Source organism: Actinomadura kijaniata NBRC 14229, from assembly GCF_001552175.1.
Classification (GTDB): Bacteria; Actinomycetota; Actinomycetes; order Streptosporangiales; family Streptosporangiaceae; genus Spirillospora; species Spirillospora kijaniata.
In genome coordinates this window covers 57,838-81,484 of record NZ_BCQR01000013.1, presented here as the reverse complement: position 1 = coordinate 81,484, position 23,647 = coordinate 57,838, and the positions used below count along the sequence as shown (strand labels likewise).

Annotated in this window: 25 protein-coding genes and 1 pseudogene; 11 read left to right on the top strand and 15 right to left on the bottom strand. The window is 72.1% G+C overall.

The features are described from left to right. Positions 1-109 precede the first annotated feature (109 nt). Complete coding sequence (locus AKI01S_RS06040; RefSeq protein ID WP_067812755.1) at positions 110-862, top strand: FadR/GntR family transcriptional regulator; 753 nt, start codon at positions 110-112, stop codon at positions 860-862. A gap of 5 nt (positions 863-867) precedes the next feature. Continuing rightward, positions 868-1,602: a cache domain-containing protein gene (locus AKI01S_RS06035; RefSeq protein ID WP_067812768.1), complete on the top strand. Its 735-nt coding sequence runs from the start codon at positions 868-870 to the stop codon at positions 1,600-1,602. Positions 1,603-1,643: 41 nt separating this feature from the next. Here the strand turns inward: AKI01S_RS06035 and AKI01S_RS06030 are convergent, their stop codons facing one another. Continuing rightward, positions 1,644-2,153 carry a MarR family winged helix-turn-helix transcriptional regulator gene (locus tag AKI01S_RS06030; protein WP_067812754.1) on the bottom strand — a complete coding sequence of 170 codons (510 nt, stop codon included), beginning with the start codon at positions 2,151-2,153 and terminating at the stop codon, positions 1,644-1,646. Between the two features lie 103 nt (positions 2,154-2,256). On the opposite strand from AKI01S_RS06030, the gene AKI01S_RS53215 reads away from it, so the two are divergent. Further along, complete coding sequence (locus tag AKI01S_RS53215) at positions 2,257-2,766, top strand: cupin domain-containing protein (RefSeq protein ID WP_067812753.1); 510 nt, start codon at positions 2,257-2,259, stop codon at positions 2,764-2,766. A gap of 50 nt (positions 2,767-2,816) precedes the next feature. Here the strand turns inward: AKI01S_RS53215 and AKI01S_RS06020 are convergent, their stop codons facing one another. From AKI01S_RS06020 to AKI01S_RS53210, 3 genes and pseudogenes are all read right to left on the bottom strand, one after another. Next, on the bottom strand, positions 2,817-3,371 hold the full coding sequence (locus AKI01S_RS06020; protein WP_067812752.1) for a S26 family signal peptidase: 555 nt from the start codon (positions 3,369-3,371) through the stop codon (positions 2,817-2,819). Beyond that, positions 3,368-4,519: an ABC transporter ATP-binding protein gene (locus AKI01S_RS06015; RefSeq protein WP_157419689.1), complete on the bottom strand. Its 1,152-nt coding sequence runs from the start codon at positions 4,517-4,519 to the stop codon at positions 3,368-3,370. The genes AKI01S_RS06020 and AKI01S_RS06015 overlap by 4 nt, the downstream gene beginning before the upstream one ends. A 255-nt stretch (positions 4,520-4,774) precedes the next feature. Then, positions 4,775-4,876, bottom strand: a pseudogene (locus tag AKI01S_RS53210) (hypothetical protein); the annotation flags it as partial. 369 nt (positions 4,877-5,245) lie between these two features. Here AKI01S_RS53210 and AKI01S_RS06005 point away from each other — a divergent pair. Then, a complete protein-coding gene (locus AKI01S_RS06005) occupies positions 5,246-5,797 on the top strand; it encodes a hypothetical protein (RefSeq protein ID WP_067812749.1) in 552 nt (183 codons plus the stop codon). Here AKI01S_RS06005 and AKI01S_RS06000 read toward each other — a convergent pair. Further along, positions 5,761-6,069, bottom strand: a complete 309-nt coding sequence (locus AKI01S_RS06000) for an ROK family protein (RefSeq protein ID WP_067812748.1) — start codon at positions 6,067-6,069, stop codon at positions 5,761-5,763. The two genes, AKI01S_RS06005 and AKI01S_RS06000, sit on opposite strands and share 37 nt — an antisense overlap. A gap of 106 nt (positions 6,070-6,175) precedes the next feature. Here AKI01S_RS06000 and AKI01S_RS05995 point away from each other — a divergent pair, with 106 nt between their 5' ends. Further along, entirely contained in the window at positions 6,176-6,760 is a 585-nt protein-coding gene (locus tag AKI01S_RS05995) for a DivIVA domain-containing protein (protein WP_067812747.1), read from the top strand. Positions 6,761-6,833: 73 nt separating this feature from the next. Here the strand turns inward: AKI01S_RS05995 and AKI01S_RS05990 are convergent, their stop codons facing one another. Then, complete coding sequence (locus tag AKI01S_RS05990; protein ID WP_067812767.1) at positions 6,834-7,751, bottom strand: LysR family transcriptional regulator; 918 nt, start codon at positions 7,749-7,751, stop codon at positions 6,834-6,836. A gap of 313 nt (positions 7,752-8,064) precedes the next feature. On the opposite strand from AKI01S_RS05990, the gene AKI01S_RS05985 reads away from it, so the two are divergent. The 4 genes from AKI01S_RS05985 to AKI01S_RS05970 all read left to right on the top strand — a co-directional run bounded on the left by AKI01S_RS05985 (position 8,065) and on the right by AKI01S_RS05970 (position 11,727). Continuing rightward, the gene (locus tag AKI01S_RS05985) at positions 8,065-8,508 is read left to right on the top strand and encodes a nuclear transport factor 2 family protein (protein ID WP_067812746.1); all 444 of its coding nucleotides are present in this window, start codon (positions 8,065-8,067) and stop codon (positions 8,506-8,508) included. 165 nt (positions 8,509-8,673) lie between these two features. Further along, positions 8,674-9,561, top strand: coding sequence for an alpha/beta hydrolase (locus AKI01S_RS05980; RefSeq protein WP_067812745.1), 888 nt, complete (start codon positions 8,674-8,676; stop codon positions 9,559-9,561). Further along, a complete protein-coding gene (locus AKI01S_RS05975) occupies positions 9,558-10,376 on the top strand; it encodes an NAD(P)H-binding protein (RefSeq protein ID WP_067812744.1) in 819 nt (272 codons plus the stop codon). The genes AKI01S_RS05980 and AKI01S_RS05975 overlap by 4 nt, the downstream gene beginning before the upstream one ends. A gap of 88 nt (positions 10,377-10,464) precedes the next feature. Then, the gene (locus AKI01S_RS05970) at positions 10,465-11,727 is read left to right on the top strand and encodes an MBL fold metallo-hydrolase (RefSeq protein ID WP_218009559.1); all 1,263 of its coding nucleotides are present in this window, start codon (positions 10,465-10,467) and stop codon (positions 11,725-11,727) included. 99 nt (positions 11,728-11,826) lie between these two features. On the opposite strand, the gene AKI01S_RS05965 is transcribed toward AKI01S_RS05970, so the two are convergent. Further along, positions 11,827-12,024 (bottom strand): hypothetical protein, encoded by a 198-nt coding sequence (locus AKI01S_RS05965; protein ID WP_067812743.1) that lies wholly within the window; start codon positions 12,022-12,024, stop codon positions 11,827-11,829. 5 nt (positions 12,025-12,029) lie between these two features. Continuing rightward, positions 12,030-12,938, bottom strand: coding sequence for an SDR family NAD(P)-dependent oxidoreductase (locus AKI01S_RS05960; RefSeq protein ID WP_245681492.1), 909 nt, complete (start codon positions 12,936-12,938; stop codon positions 12,030-12,032). A gap of 685 nt (positions 12,939-13,623) precedes the next feature. Between AKI01S_RS05960 and AKI01S_RS05955 the strand changes: the two genes are divergently transcribed. After that, positions 13,624-13,863, top strand: a complete 240-nt coding sequence (locus tag AKI01S_RS05955) for a hypothetical protein (protein ID WP_157419688.1) — start codon at positions 13,624-13,626, stop codon at positions 13,861-13,863. 260 nt (positions 13,864-14,123) lie between these two features. On the opposite strand, the gene AKI01S_RS05950 is transcribed toward AKI01S_RS05955, so the two are convergent. The 6 genes from AKI01S_RS05950 to AKI01S_RS05925 all read right to left on the bottom strand — a co-directional run bounded on the left by AKI01S_RS05950 (position 14,124) and on the right by AKI01S_RS05925 (position 20,960). Further along, the gene (locus AKI01S_RS05950) at positions 14,124-14,990 is read right to left on the bottom strand and encodes an MEDS domain-containing protein (protein ID WP_067812741.1); all 867 of its coding nucleotides are present in this window, start codon (positions 14,988-14,990) and stop codon (positions 14,124-14,126) included. 483 nt (positions 14,991-15,473) lie between these two features. Beyond that, positions 15,474-16,796 (bottom strand): glycoside hydrolase family 5 protein, encoded by a 1,323-nt coding sequence (locus tag AKI01S_RS05945; RefSeq protein ID WP_083998981.1) that lies wholly within the window; start codon positions 16,794-16,796, stop codon positions 15,474-15,476. A 249-nt stretch (positions 16,797-17,045) separates the two neighbouring features. Continuing rightward, positions 17,046-17,540, bottom strand: a complete 495-nt coding sequence (locus AKI01S_RS05940) for a DinB family protein (RefSeq protein ID WP_067812739.1) — start codon at positions 17,538-17,540, stop codon at positions 17,046-17,048. Further along, positions 17,537-18,760: an RNA polymerase sigma factor gene (locus tag AKI01S_RS05935; RefSeq protein ID WP_067812738.1), complete on the bottom strand. Its 1,224-nt coding sequence runs from the start codon at positions 18,758-18,760 to the stop codon at positions 17,537-17,539. Before AKI01S_RS05935 ends, AKI01S_RS05940 begins: the two co-directional genes overlap by 4 nt. Next, positions 18,757-19,092, bottom strand: coding sequence for a YciI family protein (locus AKI01S_RS05930; RefSeq protein WP_067812737.1), 336 nt, complete (start codon positions 19,090-19,092; stop codon positions 18,757-18,759). The genes AKI01S_RS05935 and AKI01S_RS05930 overlap by 4 nt, the downstream gene beginning before the upstream one ends. 146 nt (positions 19,093-19,238) lie before the next feature. Continuing rightward, entirely contained in the window at positions 19,239-20,960 is a 1,722-nt protein-coding gene (locus AKI01S_RS05925) for a hypothetical protein (protein WP_245681491.1), read from the bottom strand. Positions 20,961-21,233: 273 nt separating this feature from the next. Between AKI01S_RS05925 and AKI01S_RS05920 the strand changes: the two genes are divergently transcribed. Continuing rightward, a complete protein-coding gene (locus AKI01S_RS05920; RefSeq protein ID WP_067812735.1) occupies positions 21,234-22,322 on the top strand; it encodes a DUF6461 domain-containing protein in 1,089 nt (362 codons plus the stop codon). 112 nt (positions 22,323-22,434) lie between these two features. Here the strand turns inward: AKI01S_RS05920 and AKI01S_RS05915 are convergent, their stop codons facing one another. After that, positions 22,435-23,550, bottom strand: a complete 1,116-nt coding sequence (locus tag AKI01S_RS05915; RefSeq protein WP_067812734.1) for an alpha/beta hydrolase — start codon at positions 23,548-23,550, stop codon at positions 22,435-22,437. Positions 23,551-23,647: the final 97 nt, after the last annotated feature.

The window sequence follows — 23,647 nt, the reverse complement described above, 5'->3', positions numbered from 1 at the left end:
TGACGTCAGCGATGCCCCTGCAGTAGCATCTGGCCGAAAACATACGGGTCCAGATGTTTAATGGCAAGGGGTTGCCTTCCCCGTTCCCAGACCCTCGCGAAGGAGCCCGATGCCCGCGCCGGACGCGTCCGCGATCACGCGGCTCGCCGTCTTCAGCCCCCTGGACAGCCTGGGCCGGGCCGAGCTGATCACCCGGCGGCTGGCCGACGCGATCTCGCTCGGGCTGCTGGCCGACGGCGAGCAGCTGCCCAGCGAGGCCGACCTGGCCGAACAGCTCGGCGTGGCCATCGCGACGGTCCGCGAGGCGCTCGGCGGGCTGCGCGGGCAGGGCCTGATCGAGACCCGCCGCGGCCGGGGCGGCGGCAGCTTCGTGCGCGCCCCCGCACCCCGGGAGACCGCCGACCACCTGCGCGCCCGGCTGCGCGAGCTGTCCGCCGAGGACCTTCGCGACCTCGGCGACCACTACGGCGCCCTGGCCGCGGGCGCGGCGCTGCTGGCCGCCGAACGCGCCTCCGCCGACGACGTGCGGCGCCTGGAGGACGCCGCGCGGGCGTTCGACGCCGCCGAACGGCCCGAGCGCCGGCACCGCACCGACGGCTGGTTCCACGTCGAGGTGGCCGCCGCCGCCCAGTCGGCCCGGCTCACCCGTGAGGAGATCGGCATGCAGACCGAGATCGGCCCGTTGCTGTGGCTTCCCAGCGCGGACGCCGCCACCCGCGACAGGATGGCCCGGCAGCACCACGAGATCGCCGGGGCGATCGGGGCCGCCGACGGCGAGGAGGCCGCCCGGCTCGCCCGGCGGCACGTGACCGAGGCGATCGAGCGGCTCATCGAGCTGCACCTCGGCCTCATGGGACGGTGAACGGGATGACCGAAGCACTTGCGCAGGCCGCCGCCGCGAGCCGCGAGGTCGGCGACGTCTTCGACGCCGTGCTGGGCTCCGTCGAGGACCTGGGCGGCCGGGCCGTGACGCTGATCCGCGCGGCGTCCCGCCCCGACCGGGCGGCCGTCGAGCCGCTGCGCGACGACGCGGCGGCGCTCATCGGGCGGCACGCGGCCCTGGTCAGCGGCGCCGGGTTCGTCGCCGCGCCCGGCCTGCTGGCCGACGCGCCGATGTGGCTCGAATGGTGGCAGGCCGCGGGCACCTCCCCCGCCGAACGCCTCGTCGTCGACCTCGACCCGGCCAGCCCCGGCTTCTACGACTACACCCGCTACGGCTGGTTCACCGTGCCGCGCGACACCGGCCGCGTCCACGTGCACGGCCCGTACGTCGACTACTACGGGACCGACCAGTACATCCTCACGCTGTCCACGCCCGTGCTCGACGGGGAGGGGTTCCTCGGCATCGCCGGAGCCGACCTGTTCGTGCGGCGCCTGGAGCCGTCGGTGCTGCCGCCGATGCCGCCCGGCGCGGTGCTGGTCAACTCCCAGGGCCGCGTCATCGTCTCCAGGTCGGCCCGCCACCTGACCGGCGCCCTGCTGCGCGGGCTCGACCTGGGGACCGTCCGCGAGGCCGGACCCGGCGAGGCCGTGGAGGGCGACGGCTGCGTGCTCGCCCGCTGCGGCAGACTGCCGCTGTTCCTGATGTCACGGCGCCTGTAGCGACACCGCACGCCGGGGCGTCCCCGAGGAACGGATGCGGGTCAGCGGCCGGTGGAGGTGGCCGTGTCGCCGTGGGACTCCAGCAGCCCGGAGAGCACGGCCGCCAGATCCCGGCGTTCGCCGGCGTCGAGGCCCTCCAGGAGGCGGGCCTCGTTGGCCAGGTGGAGGGGCAGGATCCGGTCGATGGTCTCCAGACCCAGCGGGGTGAGGCGGATCCTGACCGAGCGGCGGTCGGTGGCGTCGGGCTCGCGGGTGACCAGGCCCTTGGCCGCCATGCGGTCGACCCGCAGCGTGATCGCCCCGGTGGTGACCAGGGAGGCCCTGAGGAAGGCCTTGGCGGTCAGTTCGTAGGGCTCGCCCGAGCGCCGCAGCGTGGACAGCACGTCGAACTCGCCCGGCTCCAGCCCGTGCCCGCCGAGGAAGTCCTTGATCTCCTTGTCCCACAGCCGGGACAGCCGCATGATCCGGCCGACGACGCCGATCGGCGAGACGTCCAGGTCGGGACACTCCCGACGCCACTGCTCCAGTACCGCCTCCACCGCGTCCGCCATGTTTCCCCCCACGCCAGATAGACGAGCGCTCATTTAATTGACACTCATGCGATCACCAACTATCTTAGCACTCATCTAATCAGCCCTCGTCCAAGGAGCGACCGTGTCCTACCCCTCCCCCCGCTACTTCGGCGAGCACGGCGAGACCAGCGCCACCTTCCGGCCCGCGACCACCGCGCCCGACTTCGTCTCCAGGCCCGTCGCCACCGACGGCCCCAACGTCTCCCGGGGCACCGCCTACCACTACCTGTCCACCACCGCCTCCACCGGAGGCGAGTATGGCCTGTACCGAGTGGACATGGGGCCGGAGGCGGCCGGGCCCAGCACGCACTTCCACAAGGCGATATCGGAGTCGTTCTTCATCCTGTCGGGCACGATGCGGCTGTTCGACGGCCGGCGCTGGATCGACGCCACCTCCGGCGACTACCTGTACGTCCCGGTGGGCGGGCTGCACGCCTTCCGCAACGAGTCCGGCGAACCCGCCTCCATGCTCATGCTGTTCGCCCCCGGAGCACCCCGCGAGGAGTACTTCGAAGGCCTCACCGAACTGGCCGGCCTCAGCGAGGAGGAGCGCGCGGAGTTCTTCCTGCGCCACGACAGCTTCTTCGTCTGACCCCGGGACGCTCCCGCTCCCGGGGCGGCCATGACGGTGCGCCGCCGAGATCAGGTGCGGTTCGGCCGCAGGTCAGGGCCCGGCTCCTGGCCATGAGGCCGCCCGCGCGTCCGCCGTCGGCGAGCGGACGGGGCCAGCGCCGTGCCCAGCACGCGCTCGACCGGGAAGAAGCCCAGGTGCCGGGAGTCGTAGCTGGCCCGGTGGTTGTCCCCCAGCAGGATGACCCGGCCTTCCGGCACCACACCGTCCGGCGTGTCGGCGAGCAGGGGCACCCGTTCACGGGGCACGGGGTCTCCAGGGCCGGCCGCGACACGTTTGATCATCCAGTTCCGTGCGGACACCGCCCCCGGGGCGTCCTGACGGTCCAGCGGAGGACCGGCCGGTGCGTCGTCACCGTCAGGGCCCTCCACCACGACCACCTGGCCCGCGGTGAGCGACCGGGTCCGGCGTACGAGGACCCGGTCACCGTCGTGGAAGGACGGTTCCATGCTGCTTCCCCGCACGGTGACGATCACCAGGTGGCGCCTCAGCAGCCCGGCGGCGGCCCACCCCGCGCAGAGGATCGCGACCACCGCTCCCAGGACGGCGGTGACCGGCGCGTTCATGAGGCGGGGGTGTCGGCCTGGTAACGGGAGGCCTGCAGGTGGAACAGCCGGGCGTACTCCCCCGCGGCGGCCAGCAAGGCGTGATGGTCTCCCCTCTCCACGATCCTTCCGCCGCGCAGCACGACGATGACGTCGGCGTCGCGGACGGCGCCGAGCCGGTGGGAGATCAGCAGGCTGGTCCGCCCGCCGCGGTGGCGGGCGAGACAGGTGTGGATCTCGTGCTCGGCCGCGGCGTCCAGGCCCGACGAGGGCTCGTCCAGGATCATCAGTTCGCGGCGGTCGCGCACGAAGGCGCGCGCTATCGCCAGGCGTTGCCACTGTCCACCCGACAGCACCACCCCGGTGGCCGGATCCTGTTTGTCGGACTCCATGAAGAACAGCCGTGTCAGCAGCGTGTCGTACCCGTGCGGCAGGCCCGCGAGGGTGTCGTGAACGCCGGCCCGGGCGGCGGCGGCCTCGATCCGCGCCCGGTCGTGCAGCGCGTCCAGGTCGCCCAGGCCGATGTTCTCGGACGCGCTCATGTCATAGCTCATGTAGTCCTGGAACACCGCGCCGATGCGCCGCCGCAGTTCACCGGCGTCGACGTCCCTGATGTCCACGCCGTCCCAGAGGATCTGGCCCCGCGTGGGATCGTAGAACCTGCACAGCAGCTTCACCAGCGTGGACTTCCCGGCGCCGTTCAGGCCGACCAGCGCCAGGGCGCTCCCCCGGGGGATGCGCAGGTCGAGCCCGCGCAGGATCCACGGATGCTGGTCGGAGTAGCGGAACCACACGTTCCGCAGTTCGATCCCCTGACGAAGGCCCGGCAGCGGGCGTGGCCGCGCCCGCACCTGGAGATCGGGCCCGGCCGTGGTCACCTCGAGGTAGTGGTCGAGCAGCAGGAGCGCGTGGTGGCATCGGGCGGTGTCCCGGGCCAGTGTGGCGAGCCCGCCCTGCACCGCGGCCACCGCGTCCACGAACATGGTCAGGTCCCCGGCGGACACGGCGCCCGAATGCGCCGCGGTCACCGCCCAGAGCAGGCCGCCACCGGCCACGAGCGCCGCGAGCAGTCCGAGCCCCGCCTGCGCGCCGATCTCGCGGCGGTCCAGCTTCCGCTTGGCGGCGTCGGCGGTACGCCGATCGGCCAGCATCCAGACCGCACGTGTCATCTGGCGCCGGACCGGTGACTTCCGCCATTGGGAGTGCCGTTCCTCCGGCGCGCTCTGAGACCCGACCGGATTCCCCACACCATCCGATCGCCGACGCTCACTTGTCGCGGCTGTCGGGTTGGTCGTTGGCGCGGAATCGGTGGAGTCCGGGCAGCAGGCGGGGGCGTAGTCCGGTGTCCTCCACCCCCAGGTCGGCGTCACGTATGCCGATGCGTCGAAGGTCTCTCGTCCCGGATGCTCGAACACGATGTCGGGGTCCTTCCAGAACCGGTGGTCCTCCGCGCGCCGGTCGATGACCGGTTCCGCGCCCGTCCTCCGGCACGGCTCGGCCTTCTCGGCGGAGGAGACGACGCAGATCGGGATGGCGCCGCCGGCGAGCGCGTATTGGGTCGCGTACGAGCCCAGCCCGCCCGTCGCGCCCCCAGATCAGCACGAGGTCGCCCAGCTTCATCGCCGCGCCGTTCCGCGACACCAGCTGCCGACAGGTTGCGGGCGCTGCCCCCACACCAGGCAGCGGCTCCCCCCGAACGCGGCGGCGTGGACGATCCCGACGCCCATCACCCCGGCTCCGACGAGGATCGTTGAAGACGCGGGCAAGCCTTGGCTGATGGCGGCTCGCGCGGTGCATGCCGATCGTCGGCCCGGCCGGCAGGTCACTCCTGCGGGGGAGCCGGTTCGCCCGAGCGGGTGATCAGCAGTTCCGGCAGGTCGGAGAGGGTGGGGGCCATGGCGATCAAACTGATGCATGCGGCCCCCTCGGTCAGTGACACCCAGCGGCCCGTCCCGCGCTGGGCGCTGCGCACCGCCTACGCGATCCCGCTGCTTCTGCTGCCCTCGTGCCTGTGGCGGCTGCCGTTCGCCTTCCACTTCGAGATGGGCCAGGTCGACGACGGCGCGACCACGGCGCCGCTGTGGATCAGCGTTCCCTACGTCTTCGGCCTCAGCGTGCTCACCGAGGTGGCGGCGTTGCTGTGCATCGGGCTGGTCCGGGGGTGGGGCGAGGTCGTCCCCGCCTGGATCCCCCTCCTCGGCGGCAGGCGCATCCATCCGGCGGCGGCGATCGTCCCGGCGGCGATCGGCGGGCTGGTCATGACCGCCGTCACGGTGATGATGGCGCTCACCTGGATCGGCGCCCTCGACGGAGTGGGCTACCGGAACGGCTGGTGGGAGGCGCTGGCGAAGATCTGCATCAGTCCGATCGGCCTGTGGGGGCCGCTGACGCTGGCACTGACCTACGCCTACTACGTACGCCGCTGCCGCCCGGCGAACACCGCATGATCCCCCTGGACGACGGGGCGGATCGTTGACGAGCGGGTCGCCAGTGAACGGGTGGACGCGGGCGGCGCGGCCGGCGCCGACTCGACGATGACGTGGCTCCGCTCCCCCACGCTGGAGGCGGAACCGCGATGGGCGACGCCGTTGCTGATGATGCCGGGGCCGATCAGGCCGATGACCGCGTGCTGGGAGCCGCGGCCCGCTCCGAACCGCAGCTCGGCCCGGCCCATGGTCTTGGCGTCGTCGGTGCCGACGGCGGTCACGTGGCCGCCCATCGTCCCGCCCTCACCACGCTCCGGGTGACGAGCCACCGGGGGCGCGGTCGGGTCTTCTCCTCCGGACACCCCAAATGTACGATCTTGTTCCTACAAGGGGGTGGGCATGGTCAGGTCGGGCGCCTGGATGATGGCCATCGGGGCAGCCGTGCTGCTGCTCTGGCTGGTCGTGGCCAAGGACGCGGAAGAGCCCCGGTGCGGTTTCGAGCGGATGAGCCCCGGCGACTACTGCTCCAGCCGCAAGTCGGGACCCCGGAGCTACGAGGAGAGCAAGCGAAACGCCTCGACCGTGGCGTCCGGAATGCTGCTGGTCGGCGGGGCCCTCACGTCGGGTGGCGCGCTCCTGCTGGTCGGCGGCCGCGTGAGCGAGCGCCTGTCCGTCCCGAGGGCGCGGATGCGCGACCGGCGCCGGTCGCGGGTCGCGGCCCGTACCCCGCAGGCGCGGCTCGTACGGAAGATCCGCAGCACCAAGGTCCCGGTCGCCACGCGGGGCTACAGCCCGCGGGAGGTCGACGCCCTCATCGACCGGATCATCGCGGGCCTCGAGAACCGCGGCCCCGCCGTCCGCGCGGGGGCCTCCTCGGGCGGGATCACGATCCGCCCCAGCTTCACGATCACCTCGCCCGGCCTCGACATGACCGCCATCGACAAGTTCTTCGCCGAGCTGGACGAGGCGATGGACCGGCTCTAGGCCGGGTCCCACGACCCTGGTTCAGGGCGCGCGCACCTCACCATCCGTCCCGCGGGTCCTGGGCGCCGCGGGTTCACGCGGCGTGGAGTCGCTGGTCGTGGCCGGTGAGGGCGCGGACTTCGGCGACCAGGCGCGTGATCAGGGGTTGGGGGGCGCGGTCGGACCACACCACGGCCAGGTCGAAGCGCTCCGCGTCGGTGACCGGGATCCAGCGCAGGTTGCCGGGGGGCATCACCGTCTCCAGCGGTTGCGGGGCCAGCCAGACGCCACGACCGCGGCCGACTTCCAGCAGGCAGTCCTCCACGAGGGGAACGAGCGGGCCGCGTGGCGCGGCAGAGCCGTCGGGCCGCGGGTCCGCGAGCCAGAACCGCTCGGCCTCCGGAGACGTGAGGACGTCGGGACGCACGACCGGGTCGTCGGCGAGATCGGCGAGGGTCACGGTCGGGCGGTCGGCGAGGGGGTGGCGGGCGGACAGCACCACGGCGCGGGGGTCGCTGCGCACGACCGCATGGTGCAGCCCGACGTCACCGATCGGCAGCCACATGAAGGAGGCGTCCGCGTGCCCGTCGCCGAGAAGCCGGAGCTCGTCCCTGGGGTCGCGCGCCCCGCTCAACACCACCCGCAGGCCGGGAACCGCCTGTTCGAGGACATCGGCCACGTCGACGGCGAACAGGGAGGTGGCGGCGGGACAGCAGGCCAGGCGCAGGGTCCCGGCCTGGGCGTCGGCCACGGCGCGTACCCGTTCGGCCAGGCGGGCGACGTCGTCGACGACGGTCGCGCCACCGGCGGCGAGCTCCTCCCCGGCGGGGGTGAGCAGGACACCGCGCGAGGTGCGCACCAGCAGGGCCACCCCCAGGGAACGTTCCAAATGCCGCACGTGCGTCGACACCGCCTGCTGCGTCAGGTGGAGCACCGCACCGGCGCCGGTGATGGACCGCTCCCGCGCCACGGCCAGAAACGAACGCAGGTGCCGAAGGTCGATGTCGCTCACGGCGAACACCATAGTGGCCACAGCGATCCGCTGTGCTCGGCACAGCGGATCGTTGTTTCCCCTGGCGACGCCGCCGCGGCCAGAATCTTCCCGTCGGCCGGAACGTCGCGGTGCCGGGCCCAGGCCCCGCCGGAACCGTCCCGTGCCGCCCGCCCTGTGGCTCCGGCGCAGGCCCCGACTCTCCCCTCGCGGAACGGCCGAGGCGGATGCGGCCTGGTCCCGGAGGCCATGGAACCGAAAGCGACGCCAAGACAGGAGAGGCTCAGTGAGCACGACCGGCCACCCCGCCCCCGGAGCGGACATAGCTCAACTCATGGATCGCCAGGCCGTGGTCGAGGCGTGCACGCGCATGGCGTGGCACGCCGACCAACGCGAGTGGGAGGCGCTCAAGGCCGTGTTCGCCGACGAGGTGCGGCTGGACTACACGAGCCTGAACGGCGGCGAACCGGCCGTGCTGTCGCCGGAGCTGATCGTGGACGCCTGGTCCCGGGTGCTGGGCGGATTCGACGCCACCCAGCACCTGGTCACCAACCACCTGGTGACCCTCGACGGGGACGCCGCCGTGTGCACCGCGTCGTTCCAGGCCACCCATCGGCTGGCGGACCCGTTCGGGGCACCGCTGTGGACGCTCGGCGGCACCTACCGGTTCGACCTGGTCCGCGTCGGCGGCGCGTGGAGGATCAGCGGCGTCGTGATGACGGCGGCCTGGGCCGACGGCAACAAGGAACTGATGGCGTTGGCGGCGGCGACCGGATGATCCGGCGGCACGGCCTCGTCCTGCCGACCGCGTCGCGACGGGCCCGCTCCAGCCCCGTCGTGTGAAGCGATCGCCGGAGCCCCTTCGCGAGCCTCGCGCCTGGCGGTGAGGCACTCGCCGCCAGGCCATCACCCGCGCCGACCGATCAACGAGAGAGGACCGTTCGTGACGACCCAGCAGAAGGTCACCTTCCCCAGCGGTGAGGCCACCCTGACCGGCAACCTGTTCCTGCCCGACACCGGGGCCCCGGCTCCGGGGATCGTGGTGGCCGGGACCTGGACCAGCGTCAAGGAGCTGATGGCCGACCGGTACGCCGAGCGGCTGGCCGACCGGGGCTACGCCGCCCTGTCGTTCGACTTCACCGGCTTCGGCGAGTCCGAGGGCGAACCGCGCGACGTGGAGGACCCCGCCCGCAAGGTCCGCGACATCCACCACGCGGTGACGTTCCTGGCCGCCCACCCGTCGGTCGACGCCGACCGGCTGGGCGCCCTGGGGATCTGCGCCGCCGCGATGTACATGGCCGACAACGCCGCCCACGACCCCCGCGTCGGCTCCCTCGCCCTGGTCGCGCCGTGGCTGCACGACGCCGCCGTCTGCGAGGACGCGTACGGGGGCGCGGACGCGGTCGCCCAGAGGATCGCGGTCGCCCGGGACGCCCGCGCCCGGTTCGAGGAGACCGGCGAGGTCGACTACGTCCCGGTGGTCAGCGCCACCGACACGCGCGCGGCCATGCCCTACGACATCGACTTCTACCTCAACCCGGACCGTGGCGGCATCCCCGCCTGGCCGAACCGCTTCGCCGTGATGGCCTGGGAGGGCTGGCTCACCTACGACTCCATCGCCCTGGCCCCGCTGATCAACCAGCCCACGCTGCTCGTCCACAGCGAGGACGCCGCCATCCCCGACGGCGTCCGCCGGTTCCACGCCGGGCTCGCCGGTCCCAAGGACATCCTCTGGACCGAGGGCGTCCAGTTCGACTTCTACGACCAGGACCCGCAGGTCACGCTCGCGGCGGACACCGTGGCCCTGCACTTCGGACGGACCCTGCGATGATCCTTGTCACCGGGGCCACCGGGAACGTCGGCGGCGAGGTCGTCCGGGAGCTCGTCCGCGCCGGGCAGCCGGTCCGCGCGCTGGTGCGCCGACCCGCCGACCTGCCGGCCGAGCAGGCGGTCGGCGACCTGAACGAGCCGGAGTCGCTCGCCGCCGCCCTCGACGGCGTCCGTGGGGTGTTCCTGCTGCCCGGCTACCGCGACATGCCCGGCCTGCTCGCCCGGATGCTGCGGGCGGGGGTGGAACGGGTGGTGCTGTTGTCGAGCCCGGCCGCCGTCGCCGCCGACACGCGCAACGCCATCTCCGAATTCATGATCGCCTCCGAGACGGCGGTCCGCGCGTCCGGGCTGGCGTGGACGTTCCTGCGTCCCAACGCGTTTATGTCCAACGCCCTGCGCTGGCTTCCGCAGTTGCGCGAGGGCGACGTGGTCAGGGACGCCTTCGGTGACGTGCCCCTCGCCTCCGTCGATCCCCATGACATCGCCGCCGTCGCCGTCCGGGCCCTGCTCGATCCGGGACACGAGGAGCGCGTCCACGAGTTGAGCGGCCCGGAGCGGCTCCTGCCCGCCCAGCGCCTGGCCATCCTGGCCGAGGTGCTCCACCGCGACCTGCGCTTCCACGCCCTCACGGACGAGGAGGCCCGGGCCGACATGACCGGACGCGTACCGGAGGAGTACATCCACGCGTTCTTCAGCTTCTACGGCGACGGGACCCTGGACGAGTCCCGGATCCACCCCACCGTGGAGAAGGTGACCGGGCGTCCGCCCCGCACCTTCAAGCAGTGGGCACAGGCCCACGCGGACGACTTCCGCTGAACCCCGAGTTCCACGAAGGCTCCAGATGAACCAGCGATTGCGGCGCCTCATCGCCGCGGGCTCCGCCGCCATGTGCGCGATGGCACCGATGGGGGGCTGTTCGAACGACGAGGGATCCAAGCCGCCGGCGGCGAAGGCGGCGCAACCGGGACGCTTCGCCTCGCCCAACCCGGGCTCGGTCAACGTCTACTGGATCCAGGCGCCGGAAGGCCTGGTCCTCGTCGACACCTCGCGCACACCGGCCGACGCCCGGAAGGCGATAGCGGAGATCAGGAAGACCGGCCGGCCCGTCGCCGCCATCCTGCTGACCCACTCCCATCCCGACCATGTGGGTGGTGCGGGCGCCTTCGCCGAGGCGTTCCCCCGGGCTCCGATCCACGCGTCCAGGGCGACCGACAAGGCGATGCGGGAGGACGGACGGCGCTTCTATCCGCTGGCCCGCTCGGCGAATCCCGGCTTTCCCGCCAAGGTCACCTACGCCGACCGCGTCTTCGAGGACGGCGCGCCGCTGCAGGTCGGCGGTCTCCGCCTCGTGACCGCCACGTTCGCCGAGGGCGAGTCCGACACCGCGACCGTCTACCACCGCGCCGACACCGGTGACCTCTTCTCCGGCGACCTGGCGGGCAGCAAGGTCACGCCCGCGCTGATCGAGGGGAACAGCTGCGGCTGGCTCCAGAACCTCGACCGGCTGGGCCGGCGTTTCTCCGCGGCCGGGACGATGTACCCGGGTCACGGAGCCCCGGGCCCGGCCCGGGCGCTGATCGACGAGCAGCGCCGGTACCTCCAGCGGTTCCGCGGGCTCGTCCGCCCGGCCGTCGCCCCGGGCTCCGCCGGGGGCAGGACCGTCACCTCCGGCGAACAGAGGTCGATCATCGCCGAGATGGAGCGCACCCACCCCGGCCACCCGCCGGTCGCGGACCTTTCGACCATCGCGCAGGAGAACGTCAGGGCCGTCGCGCGGGAACTGGCCGCCGAGGATCCCGCGAAGACGCCCGCCGCCTGCTCGGACGAGGCGCGGGACGGGACGAACGGGCTGCTGGCGCCGGTGAGCGCCTACGTCGGCGCGGTCAACGACCGGAACCTCGACGCGCTGGCGGGAGCGTTCGCCGCCGACGCGGAGCTCATCGACGTCGGGCGGCGGTTCACGGGCCGCGCCGCGATCCGCGCCTGGGCCGAGAACGAGGTCATCGGCGGAAGGCTGACCGTCACCAGGGTCGCGGAGAACCGGCCCGGCCACCAGCGCCTCCTGGTGCGCTTCGCCCCTGGCGGCAGCGGGGGTTTCGACGCCTACTACGCCTTCACGGTGAACGGCTCGTCCATCACCAGGGCCGAGCTCACCTACGCCGACTGATCGAAGCGGCTCCCACGCGGGGTGGACGTGTCCGCGTCCGCGTGCCGACGTCAGCGTCCTGGCCGGTCAAGGCAGCCTGCGGCCGGGCGGCGGAGAGGTTCAGGAGAAGGTGGCGCAGCGGCTGACGTCGCTGGTGGGCGTGGCGGAGCCCTGGACGCGGCTGCCGGACAGCGGGCCGGAGGTGGCGACGCCGGTCGGCAGCGCGTCGCCGGGGTTGTAGCCGAGGATCTGACCGGGAGCGGGCAGCACCGTGGTGGTGCCCAGATGACCGCCCTGGGCGTCGTACCACCGGACCACGGCGGTCAGCGTGGGGGCGCCGAGGCTCTCGGCGGAACGGCCTTGTCGCCGGTCCGCGTCACGTGTTCGCGTGGACCGCCGGAAGGCAGCAGGCCGCGGCTCCGCGCGGTGACGCGCACCGTCGCCGCCGGAGCCAGCCGGTACAGATGCCACAGCAGCCTCGCCCGTCTGGGGGCGACGATGACGGCCTTGTCGCGAGCGACACCGGCCAGGATGTCGTCGGCGAGCCGGTCGACCGGGTAGAGGCGGAGCTGGAAGCGTCGGGCGATCCGCCGCCAACCGTCCTCCATGCCGGTCCGGGCCAGCCCCGCGTTGACGCGTTCGAGCAGCGGGGTGTCGGTGAAACCGGGGCACACCACGTTGACCCGCACGCCGTGCCGGGCGGCCTCGGCGCGCAACGCCAGCGACAGCCCCACCACCGCGTGCTTGGTGGTCGAGTAGGGCAGCATGAACGGCACCGGCGCGAGGCCCACCAGGGACGCGACGTTGACGATCTGCCCGTGCCCCTGCTCGACCATCACCGGATAGGCGGCGTGCACGCCGTGGACGACGCCGTGCAGGTTCACCGCCAGGGCCCGGTCCCAGTGTTCGAGCGACAGCGTCTCGGCCCGCCCGGCCACGAAGATCCCGGCGTTGTTGAACACGTAGTCCAGCCGGCCGCCCCGGTCCCGCACCCGGTGGATCAGGGCCCGCACGGCGTCGGCGTCGGCGACGTCCAGCACGGCCGCGTCCGCCCCCAGGTCGGCGGCGGTGCGCCGGACCGCTTCGGCGTCGATGTCGGCGAGGGTCACCGCACAACCGCGCCGCACCAGCCCGGCGGCGATCGCGGCCCCGATCCCCGAGGCTCCGCCGGTGACGACGGCGGTGGGCACACCGCCGGGCATCTTGCGCGCCCCCTTGCCCGGACCTCTCATCGGGTCACCGCCGATCGCCGTTCTTCGGAAGCCCCCATGTGTCATCACGTTAGAGGCCGCCTCCGGCGTTTCCCAGCGGCCGGGCCGGACCCGACGATGCTCTCCTTCACGCCCTGCCCTGGCCGAACGCCATGCCGTCCGGTTCTGGCGGCGATCGGCGACCACGGCGGAGATCAGGGCGCGCCTCCATGGACGCCGCGTTCATCACCCGTCACCGCGCCGCGCCCCACACTCGGGACCGCCTTGCACCGCGCGACCCACGGCGGGCCGCTGCATGCGGCCCCGGTCCGAGCCTGCCCCGCTCCGGGATCCGACCACCCGCCACGAGCATCGCGTGGCGTTCCGGCGGCGTGAGGACACAAGAGCGCGGTCACCGGCCTGGCACCTGACGACCGTCCCGGCACCCCTTCTGGCCTGATCTTGTGCCGTCTACCCTGTGGGTGGAGCACGCCGCACGTGAGGAGACCCGGGGTTGCGCGCGATAGGTGAAGACCACTCCGTGAAGTTGCATCACAGGGTGAACTCACGCCAGGTCGGCGACACAATCGTGGTCAATTACAGGGTGACTCCGGTGAGAGTCCGGCGGCCCGATCAAGGAAGCAGCGTTGTCGATGTGCACTGCAGCGCATGTGACGGTGCCGTCCAGCTGCGGGTTCACTCCATCCAGCGCACCAGGAGGGCACGGTTGCGCTGGCTGGGCATGGTCGTCCTGGCGCTGTTGGTCGCCGCGGCGGGGACGTACCTGCGCTTCCGTTCCGATCATCAAGATCCGATAGCCCTGGCCCTCGTGGCCCCGATGGCATGGATCCTTGGTCTGGCCGCCGCCGTCTTCTGGAGTTTTCGGTGGTACCAGGAAGATGGCGTCCGCGTCGCTTCGAAGGCGACACCGGGCGCCACGCACGAGTTGATCCAGTTGGTCCGCTAGACGGGCCGCCGTTCCGCCGCACCGCGAGTAGGCGTGCCCGGCGATCGGGCGAGTCGGGTGGAGGCTCGACCCATCGTGCCGGGCCGATCACCGCGAACGTGGTGAAGTGGGCGATCTCCCCAACGCGCCACCCAAGCGATCGTTACCCGAGCCGAGCCGGCCTCCCGGGGTTCTGGTACACGTCCTCAACGCGGGCCTGGTCCCCACGCGCCCTGTCCCTGCCCCGATCTGATTCTGCGGCGTCGAGCCTCCCGGGTCCGCTACGAAGCCGGGAAGGGTGTCTGTGCGTCACCGGCGGTTCGGATGGTCACCGGGATCTGCGCGTTGCGGACGGGCGCGGTGACCATGGCGTGGAGTCGGGCGGCGGTGGCGGGGGTGGCGAGGATGGTGGTGGGGGCGCTGCGGTCGGCGGCCAGTTCGACCAGTTCACCGGTGGTGTGGAGGTCGGGCAGGTTCAGGCCGGTGACATCGACGGTGACCGGACCGGTGACGGAGCGCAGGAGGCTGAGCACGGCGGCGAACGACTCACGGTTGCCGGCGTCGGCCCGTCCGGTGAAGCGGATTCCGGGCGGGGTGGTGGTGCGGGCGAACCGCAGCCCGGCTCCTTCTGGGCCGAAGGGGTGCACGGCGTGGACCCGCCGCAGGGTGGCCGGGTCGAACATGCGGCGTTCGTAGTGGCAGACCGCGGCCAGCCGCTGTTCCAGCAGCACCTGGTTGCACTTGGCCTCGAAGTCCAGGACACGGGCGATGGTGCCGGTGTCCAGCAGGGCCCAGGCCATGTCGGCCGTCGCCCACACGCCGGGGTAGCCGTCGCTCTGGGCCTGGCGGGTGATGGCGTCGAAGTCGGCCATCACCCGGGGCGGGTCGAAGTCGCCGCCTTTGAGATAGGTATCGCGGGCGGCGCACACCTCCAGGGCGCCCTGCTCGAAGGCCCCTGCGGCCCCGGGAAGGCGGGACTGCAGCCAGGCGGTCATCACCGCCGGGGCGACCAGGTCGACCAGGACCTTCACCTGATGGCCCGAGGCCAGGCCGTTACCGGCGTACACGGCCACGAAGTCCAGGTAGTCATCGATGGAGTCGGTGAACATGCACAGGTGGTCACCGAGCCGGGGGTGCAGGACAGACATCGCGGAACCGTTCTGGAGGTGGGCCACCGGGCTGCCGGGGAGCCGGCAACGCCGTTGGGGAGGGCGGTCATCGGGTGATGCCGGTTCTCAGGTCAGCGGCGCCCTCCCGGTCGGCGTCGGCCGGGGCCCGACACGGCGAGGCGAAGCGACAGCCGGCTTGCCGACACGCTCGGGCGACAGGACACCGCTGGCGGGCGGAGCCCAGGCGAAGGTGGACATGTCCTCGTCGATCACGCGTGGACGGCGACCTGCTGGTCGTCCTGTCGCGAATGTAGCCACGATCCGGTCGGATGGCCACTGCGAACGCGGCGAACAGCAGCCGCCGTCTCCTTGAGGGTCTGTGGTCTGCGCCAGGTCGGTGCGCATCGCCCTCCCCGTCTCGTTCCGGCTGGTGGTGGGCCGTCCGAAGATCCCCGCCATGACCGCTGGGCCTCGGCCCCATCGCAGCCAGGGTGACACCTGCCAGGGCCACACGCACGGCTTTCATCGCAACGTCCGCTGCTGTCTCAATGCTCCCGGTGAGCCGTTCCGGGCCGCCGATGCCGCCGGGGAACGCCGGATCGCCTCGGTCGCCGGTTTCAGGATCGTTCGCAGTTGCCGCAAGGACCGGCGGTTGGCGTAGCCGTTCCAGGCGGGGTTGAGGATTCCCCAGTTCTCGATGGCTCCGTGCCTGCGGCTGTACCCGGTGGACTGGGTGCCGTTCAGCGGCCAGTACGCCCACTCCACGTCGGACGAGCGAGCCCATCGCACGAAGGTGTCGAAGAAGACCGTGCTCGCCCTGTCGCAGGGGGTCCGGTCGTCCGAGGGCCGCTGGCAGCCTCCCCACTCGCTGACGTAGACCGGCGAGGTGTGCGGCTTCCCCTCCTCCAGCAGGAAGGCCCATCGTTTCCGCAGCGTCACGGCGAAAGCCGCGTCATCGCCGAGGTCGCCCGCGGGATGGAACCACGGGTAGTCGTGCGCGGCGTAGACCAGCCGCCCAGGCCTGCCGAGGCGTACGGGGTGTTCCGGTACGCCGGACAGGTCCGCCTGGTAGTCGAGGCCGCCCACGATGATCAGCAGGTCGGGATCGACCGCCAGCACCGCGTTGCCGCCGCGCTCGGCCGCGGCCCGCCAGTCGGTGCGCCGATCGCCGCTCCCCCAGGTGGGCTTGAGCCCCAGGCCGGGGTCGGGCCGGATCTCGTTGCGCAGTTCGGCGCCGATGACGTGGGGGCGGTCGCGATACCTGGCGGCCATCGCCCGCCAGTCGGCGAGCCAGGCGGACTCGGGGTACCGGGCCGTGTGCCACAGGCCGTCGCCGTGCTCCTCGTCGCAGCACCAGTCCCCCCGGCTGCGATGGTTGTCCAGGATGACCATGAGCCTCTGGCGACCCAGCTCGTCCACCACGGCGTCGAACACCTCAAGTCCACGTTTCCCGGCGAGCAGCGGGTTGGCCGCCAGCCTCCGTGGATCGATGACGGGATTCCTTTCGACGAGCTCATTGCTCCACGGCAGACGTACGGAATTCATCCCGCTCCGCCGGATGAGCCGGACGATTCTGGCCAACGGCTGCCTGTCAAGCCCGCCGACGACGAAATCGCTCGATTCGGCGCCATACCAGTTGACGCTCGCGATTTTCACCCGCCGGTCCCGGGCGTCCATGATCCAACGTCCCTTGGTGTGCAACGGTAGGACCACCCCTGGAACGGCAGGTCCCGACACGCTCTCGTCCGCGTCGACGCGCGGCGCCATCGCGGCGACGAGAAGAACCGCCAACAACGCGGCGAGCAACCCCGAAACCCCCGGCCAACCGACCAGCCGCTCATGCATCCACGCACCCCCGACGCGACAGGACCTGCTCGAATTCGGCCGGCCAATGATCGCATCACTTCACCCGCGGAATTCCGCAACCGAGCCGTCCGCCGCGATTTCAAGCCGGGAGAGACATATCCATGGATGCCGCGATACAGCCGGACGCGCCCCATGAAGCGACATGGACATTCCGAACGAACTCGCCCAGTTCGAACCGATCGCTCCGCCATGCCGTCTGTTCCTCGCTGGGGAGCGGGCCGAGCGGTCTCAGGTGGTCAGGACCAGCCACCTTCTGCCGTCGATCAGTTCGCGGGCGGCGTCGAGATGGCCGGCGTGGCAGGCGGTCTCGGTGATGACGTGCAGGAGGAGTTCCCGTAGCGTGCGCGCCCGCCAGTCGGTGAACCGCTCGGGCCACCATGCCGGTGCGGCCTCCAGCGGGGTGGCGGCGATGACGGCGTTCGCGGCGTCGATCTCTCGCCGGTAGCGGTCGAGGACCGATGCGGCGGACGCGTCCCGGCCGACCCGCCATGCGTCACCGGCCCGGCCGAGTCCGTCGATGACGGCCGGGTCGCCCGCGGCGACGGCGCGGAACCAGAACCGCTCGACGTCCAGGGCGAGGTGCCGTACCAGCCCCAGGCAGCTCCAGCCCGACGGCAGGAGGGGCCGCCGCAGGTCGTCCTCGCCCAGGCCCTCCAGGATGCCCTGGACGTGCCGTCGTTGCGCGGTCAGGGAGGCGAGCAGCGTCTCGGTCTCCGTGGTCATGGTCGGTCCGGCTCCTGTCGGGAGTTCTCGTCGGCGCGGTCGAGCAGCGCGCGGCGTTCCGGCTCGCTGTGCGCGGCGGCGGCCGCCCGCCGGAACAGGGCCGCCGCGCGGGCGCGGTCGCCGTTCCGGGCGGTGAGGTCGGCTTCGGCGGCCAGGGCGAGCGGATGGCCGTCCAGCGCTCCGCCCGCACGCGCCCCGGCCAGCAGCGCCAGACCGGCCGCCGGTCCGTGCGCGTAGCCGTGCGCGACGGCGCGGTTGAGCTCGACCACGGGTGTGGAACGTATCCGGGCCAGCTCGTCGTAGCACCGGGCGATCCGCGGCCAGTCGGTGTCGGACGGCGACGGGGCGGTCGCGTGGCAGGCGGCGATGCGCGCCTGCAACCCGTACGGGCCGTCCTGTTCGATGCCGGCCAGGAGGTCGAGGCCCTCGGCGATCGCGGACCGGTCCCAGCGGGACCGGTCCTGCCTGTCCAGGGGGAGCAGCCCGCCCTCCGCGTCCCGGCGGGCGTCGCGGCGGGAGTCCTGGAGGAGGAACAGCGCCAGCAGCGCCGACACCTCCGCCTGCCCCGGCATGAGCAGGCGGAGCAGCCGGGCCAGCCGGATCGCCTCCCGGGCGAACGCGGGCCTGCCGTCGGCGTTGTACCCCTGCGTGAACAGCAGGTAGAGCACGGCGAGAACGCCGGGCAGCCGCTCGGCCAGGGCCGCGCCGCCGGGCACCCGGTACGGGATCCCCGCCTCGGCGATCCTCTTCTTGGCCCGGGTGAGGCGGCGGGTCATGGTCTCCTCGGTGACCAGGAACGCGCGGGCGATGTCCGCGGTCGGCACCCCGCAGACCGTCCGCAGGGTCAGCGCCACTCGCGCCTCCAGCGCCAGCGCCGGGTGGCAGCAGGTGAAGATGAGCCGCAGCCGGTCGTCCACGGACTCCTCCCCCAGGGTCTCCGGCCCCTCCTGCGCGGTCGGCGCGAGCGTGGCCAGCTCCTCCAGCTTGCGGCGCTCCACCGAGGCGCGCCGCAGCGCGTCGATCGCGCGGTTGCGGGCCACCGTCATGAGCCAGCCGCCGGGGTTGGCGGGCCTGCCCTCCCGTGGCCACCGCCGCACCGCCAGCGCCAGCGCCTCCTGGGCGCAGTCCTCGGCCAGCGTCCAGTCGCCGGTGACGCGGATCAGCGCGGCGACGATGCGCGGGTAGGCGTCGGCGGCCACCTCCGCCAGGTACTCCGTCACTGCTCGGAGTCGGCGAACGGGCGCAGCTCCAGCCGTCCCGCCCTGGCCATCGGGTGGGCCCGGGCGACCTCGATCGCCTCGTCCAGGTCCGCGCACTCCAGGAGGTCGAACCCCACGATCACCTCCTTGGTCTCGGCGAACGGGCCGTCGGAGAGGATCAGCTCGCCCCCGCGCACGCGGACGGTGGTCGCCGCGGTCTCCGCCGCCAGCTCCGCGCCCCGCAGGCGCCGCCCGCGCGCGTCGTTCTCCGCCACCCAGGCCTCGATGTCCGGCCACTCCTCCCTGTCGGTGTCGGGCTCGGCGTCGGTGCAGACGAACATCATGTACTTCATCGCGTGCTCCTCGGATCGGCGGCGCTTCACCCTAGTGACGAACGGGGGCGACGGTTCCGGACACGTTCCGCACCGATATCTCGATCGCTCGCAGAACCGACGGCGGTCCCGCCCGCCCACGGGGCGTGGGCGGGCGGCCGTCCGGGTCAGCGGGTGGCGAAGCGGGCCAGGCTGACGGAGATGATCTCGGGCCTGCCGCCGTTCTGGACCGGCGCGGCGGTCAGCACGTCCAGATGCTGGTAACCGGGGCCGACCACGTCGCCGGGTCGCGGGTTGGAGAAGCCGATGCCGTCACCGGCCTGGAGGTTGATGGTGGGGTTGGCCTTGATGCCGTCGTCGTGGACGGCGCCGTCGGCGATGCCGGGGGCGGCGGCCAGCGCGATGTCGGTGACGATCCTGGTGGGGAAGTAGTCCTCGGTGAAGTCCAGCGGGTGCTCCGACAGGCTCCGGGCCAGCTGCGCGATGGCGGTGACCTCCTTGGCCGGGGACGTGAAGGGCGTGCCGTCCTTCGACCGGTACGGGAGCCCGGCGACGTCGTCGAAGTCGCGCCAGCCGTACAGGGGGCCGTTCGGCTCGTCCGGGATCGCCTTGCTCTCGGTGCCGAGGAGGTTGCGCAGGACCGGCAGGCCCGCCCTGACCAGGTCGTTCGGCACGGGGAAGTCCTTGTCGACGATCCGGCCGCCGTCGAAGAAGCCCACGCTGGCCTGGATGAACGCCAGCGGCTGGGACTGGTCGTCCATGAGGCCGCCCAGCGCCGCCGCGTTGGTGAACCCGAAGTCCTGGACCCTCGGGGAGCCCCTGAGGAACGTCGCCAGATCCTTGGAGAACAGCAGCCGGTAGGTGGTGTCGGTGTTGAAGCCCGCCGGGATGTAGGTCGACAGGTCCGACCGTCCGCCCGGGTCGACGCGTGCCGCCAGCCCCGCGATGGCCAGCAGGTTCATCGTCTCGGTGTTGATGACCGCGGGCGCCGACAGGGTGCGCGGGACGGCGCCGGACTCCAGGCCCGCCCGCACCGCGTCCGCCCCCCGCTCGATGATCGGGACCAGCTCGGTCGGCACCTGCCCCTCCAGCCCGGGAAGCCCGGTCTGGATGCGCGTGTCGAGGGCGAAGTAGCCGGAGCACTGGTTGTACCCGGCGTCGGCGGTCGTGGACTCGTCGCCGTCGAAGTCCCACTTGGCGAAGTATCCGGTGAGGATGCCGCCGAGCGAGTGGCCGCCGCACAGCATCTTGCGCTTGCGCGCCGCCGGGTCGGGCAGTTCGGCCGTCATCAGGTCGTACTGGTCGCGGACGGTCTGCGCGAGCCCGACGTTCTGGAGCCACTTCACCTGGTCGTTGGTCTGGTAGCCCGCGAACCTCCGGCCGTCGACCGGCCTGTCGCGGTAGTAGTAGTCGACGGCCAGGTGGGGGTCGCGGGCGGCGAGGCCCGCCAGCACGCCGGTGTTGTCCTCCAGGCAGTTGGAACGGCGGTCCAGCGCCCAGAACTCGACGTGCCTCCCGTTCCTGGCCGCCTCGACGATCGTGTTGCGCGCCACGCCGTCGAACGCCCCGGCGCCCTCCAGCACGCCGGGCTGCGCCACCAGGATCCGGTCGGCCCCGGCGGAGGCGGCCGGTCCGTTCCGGTGCCGGAACCTCAGGTAGGAGAGCCAGTCGCAGTCCCGGGGGCGCGGTCCAGCCGAGGCGGGCAGAGGGATCCTCACCCGGACCACCGACTCGGCGACGTCGGTGATCGGCGAGCTGGAGGCGACCGGCGTCTCAACGCGTTCGGGCGCGCCGGCCGCCACGGGCACGGCTCCCGCCGTGACGACGAGTGCGCCCAGGGCGGCGGCCCGGGCCAGGGCGCGTGGCATGCGGCGAAGTGGTCGTCCCATCGGCAGCCCTCCAAAGGCGAGCCGTACCTCTCCAACGGGGAAGGGGCATCGGTGGGTGGGGGGCCATGGTGTCGCCGACGAAGCCGGTGCGATATGCGTGGATGAACGAAATCCGGATCGGTTGTTAGCAGTCGCGCGCGGACCCTCTCGCACACGCGGCCGCTGAACTGCGACGTTCGCCCGCACCGCACCGAGGCCGGAGTCGCGGCGCTCGGAGCCGCGCCGGACGCTGCCATGATCGACGGGTCGAGCCAGCGATCCTGTGGAGGAACGATGCCCGCGGTCACGCGTGACGATGTCGAGTGGGTCGGCGACGATGGGGCGCTGGGTGAGATCTTCTGCCTCACCTTCGTCAAGCGGGTCGACGAGGCCGAGGCGCTGTCGCGCCTGGGCGCCCTGCCGGACACGTTGCGCCGCCGCACCCTGCAGGAGGCTCACGAGGCGCACGGTTCCTATGAGGCGGGCTATGCGGAGCTCGCCTTCGCGTTGGACCTCGGCGCCTGGACGGTGTTGATCGAGCCTGACGGCTTCCAGGGTTCGCTCGTCGAGCCGCTGACGGCACTGTCGCGGGGCACCGAGGCCGTCTCGGTGCAGCGGCACGATTACGCCGACCACGGCTTCGGCTACGCCGTGGACGGCACGCTCGTCACCGGGTTCGAGCCCACCTGGCCGAATCGGCGCTGGGGCGCCGAGCCCGACCGTCTGCTGGAGCAGATGCGCGCGGCGGGTCTGGACCCCGACGTCGAAGGCGACTACGTGTCGGGCGCCTACGTGGAGGCCCTGCTGCTGGCGGGCCTGGTCACCGGCGCCGTCCCGCATCCGGACGCTCTGGCCCGTGAGCTGTTGTCCGCCGAGATCGAGCCCTGGTTCAGCGCCGCCTCACCCCCGCTCTCCCACGGGCCCACCGATCCCGAGATGGTCGCGGCCCTGCGGGCCGCGCCGCCGCACCTGCTCCGCGCCGTCGCCGCGCGCGAGACGATGCGCCTGGCCACCGTCCTGGGCCTGGAGGACACCCCGGGCCTCACCGAGGCGATCGCCGCGGCCGAGCACGGCGAACCGGTCACGGTCTCCCCTGACTCCGAGCTGGGCGCTCACGTCCGTTCCTGGCTGAGGCGCTCACGTCAGGCGAGCTGGTCCCTCAACGACCCGTCCGCCCGCTCCGAGATGAGCGACGACGAGCGCGACGCCGCCTTCATGCTGGGCTGGTTCGCCGACGCGTTGAACGCCGCGTTGTGGCCCGAGCCGCACGCCGCGGCCCGCGCGGCGCTCCGCCCGCTCACGCAGGGCCCTCCCCTGCTTCGCGACCCCGTCCAGGAGGCCGCCGTCCTGCGCGTTCTGCGCGGTGAGCCGGATCCGAAGTGACCGCCGAGGAAGACGATCCGGAGCTGTAACGGCACCTCGGCCGTGCGCGGCTCCGGAGGCCCGCGCCGACCACGGCGGGCGAACCGGAGTCGCCCCCCAGCCCGCCGCCTGTTCAGGAGGCCGGGGTCAGGCTCTGCTCCAGGCGGGGAATCAGGTCGACAAGGTCCTGCGACCAGCAGTTGTAGGCTCCCGCTCCGCCGGTCCAGTGCTTGCCGTCGCAGCCGGTCCCCCAGGAGGACCCGTCACCGTAGTTGACGTAGTGGTACGGGTAACCGAGCCGGTCCAGGCTGGCCTTGGTGTTCTTGGCGGCGGCCTCGACCACGGATTCGACGAAGCTGTTGTTGCCCGTGTAGATCGAGATCCCCATGCCGGCGAGGGCCCGCATGTTCGAGACGGGATTTCGCTGCGTCCAGTACCAGTCGCCTCCGTTGGCGCCCCACCAGTACGGCGAGCCGAAGATCGCGTCGCTGGAGACGACCGGCCCGAACCCCGAGCAGGTCCCCTCACCCGAGCTCGCTCCGCCGCTGCCACTGCTGCTGATCGCGCATATCGCGCCCGTCGCGTTGAGTTCGGTGGCGACGACAGCGCTCCGGACGTACGCGAGGGACAGGTCGTTGGCGCCCGAGAGTGTGGCGACCTGGCTGAACAGGTCCGGCCGGCGCTGCGCGTAGTGCAGCGCGCCGAATCCGCCCATCGAGATGCCCGCTATGGCGCGACCCTGCTTCGTTCCGATGGTCCGCAGGTTGGCGTCGATGAAGGGGATGACCTGCTTGAGATGGAAGGTCTCCCATTTCTGCGCTCCGGCGGCGGTGTTCTGCATGAGCCAGTCGTTGTACCAGCCGCGCAGACCACCGTCCGGAATCACGGTGATCATTGATGATCGCGCGATGGTGGAACGGATCGCCGGGTAGGCCAGGGAGGGGTTGGTGGGATTGTCGCCCGTTCCGTGCAGCAGGTACAGGACCGGATACCGCTTGGTCGGGCTGGTCGCGTAGTCGGCCGGCAGGATGATCCTGATCGGATGCTTTCCGGCCACTTCGGGAGTGGTCACGGTGATCACGAAACCGCTCGTGGGGTTTTTGGGATCGCTCACCGCGTCCCCGGCCAGGGTGAGGCCGGAGCCATCGGTGAATTCCGGTGGAACGACCTCCGCCTGAGCCGAGGGGGCGGCGAGGAAAGCGGCCAGGAGCACCGGCACGGCAGCGATGGACGCCCGCAAACGTTTCATTTGCACCCTTCGAGTCGGATCCGACAGTCGGATTCCCACTACAAACAAACACGTATGTCTACATGAGGGCAACCGCCGGATCGTCAGCCTTCATGAT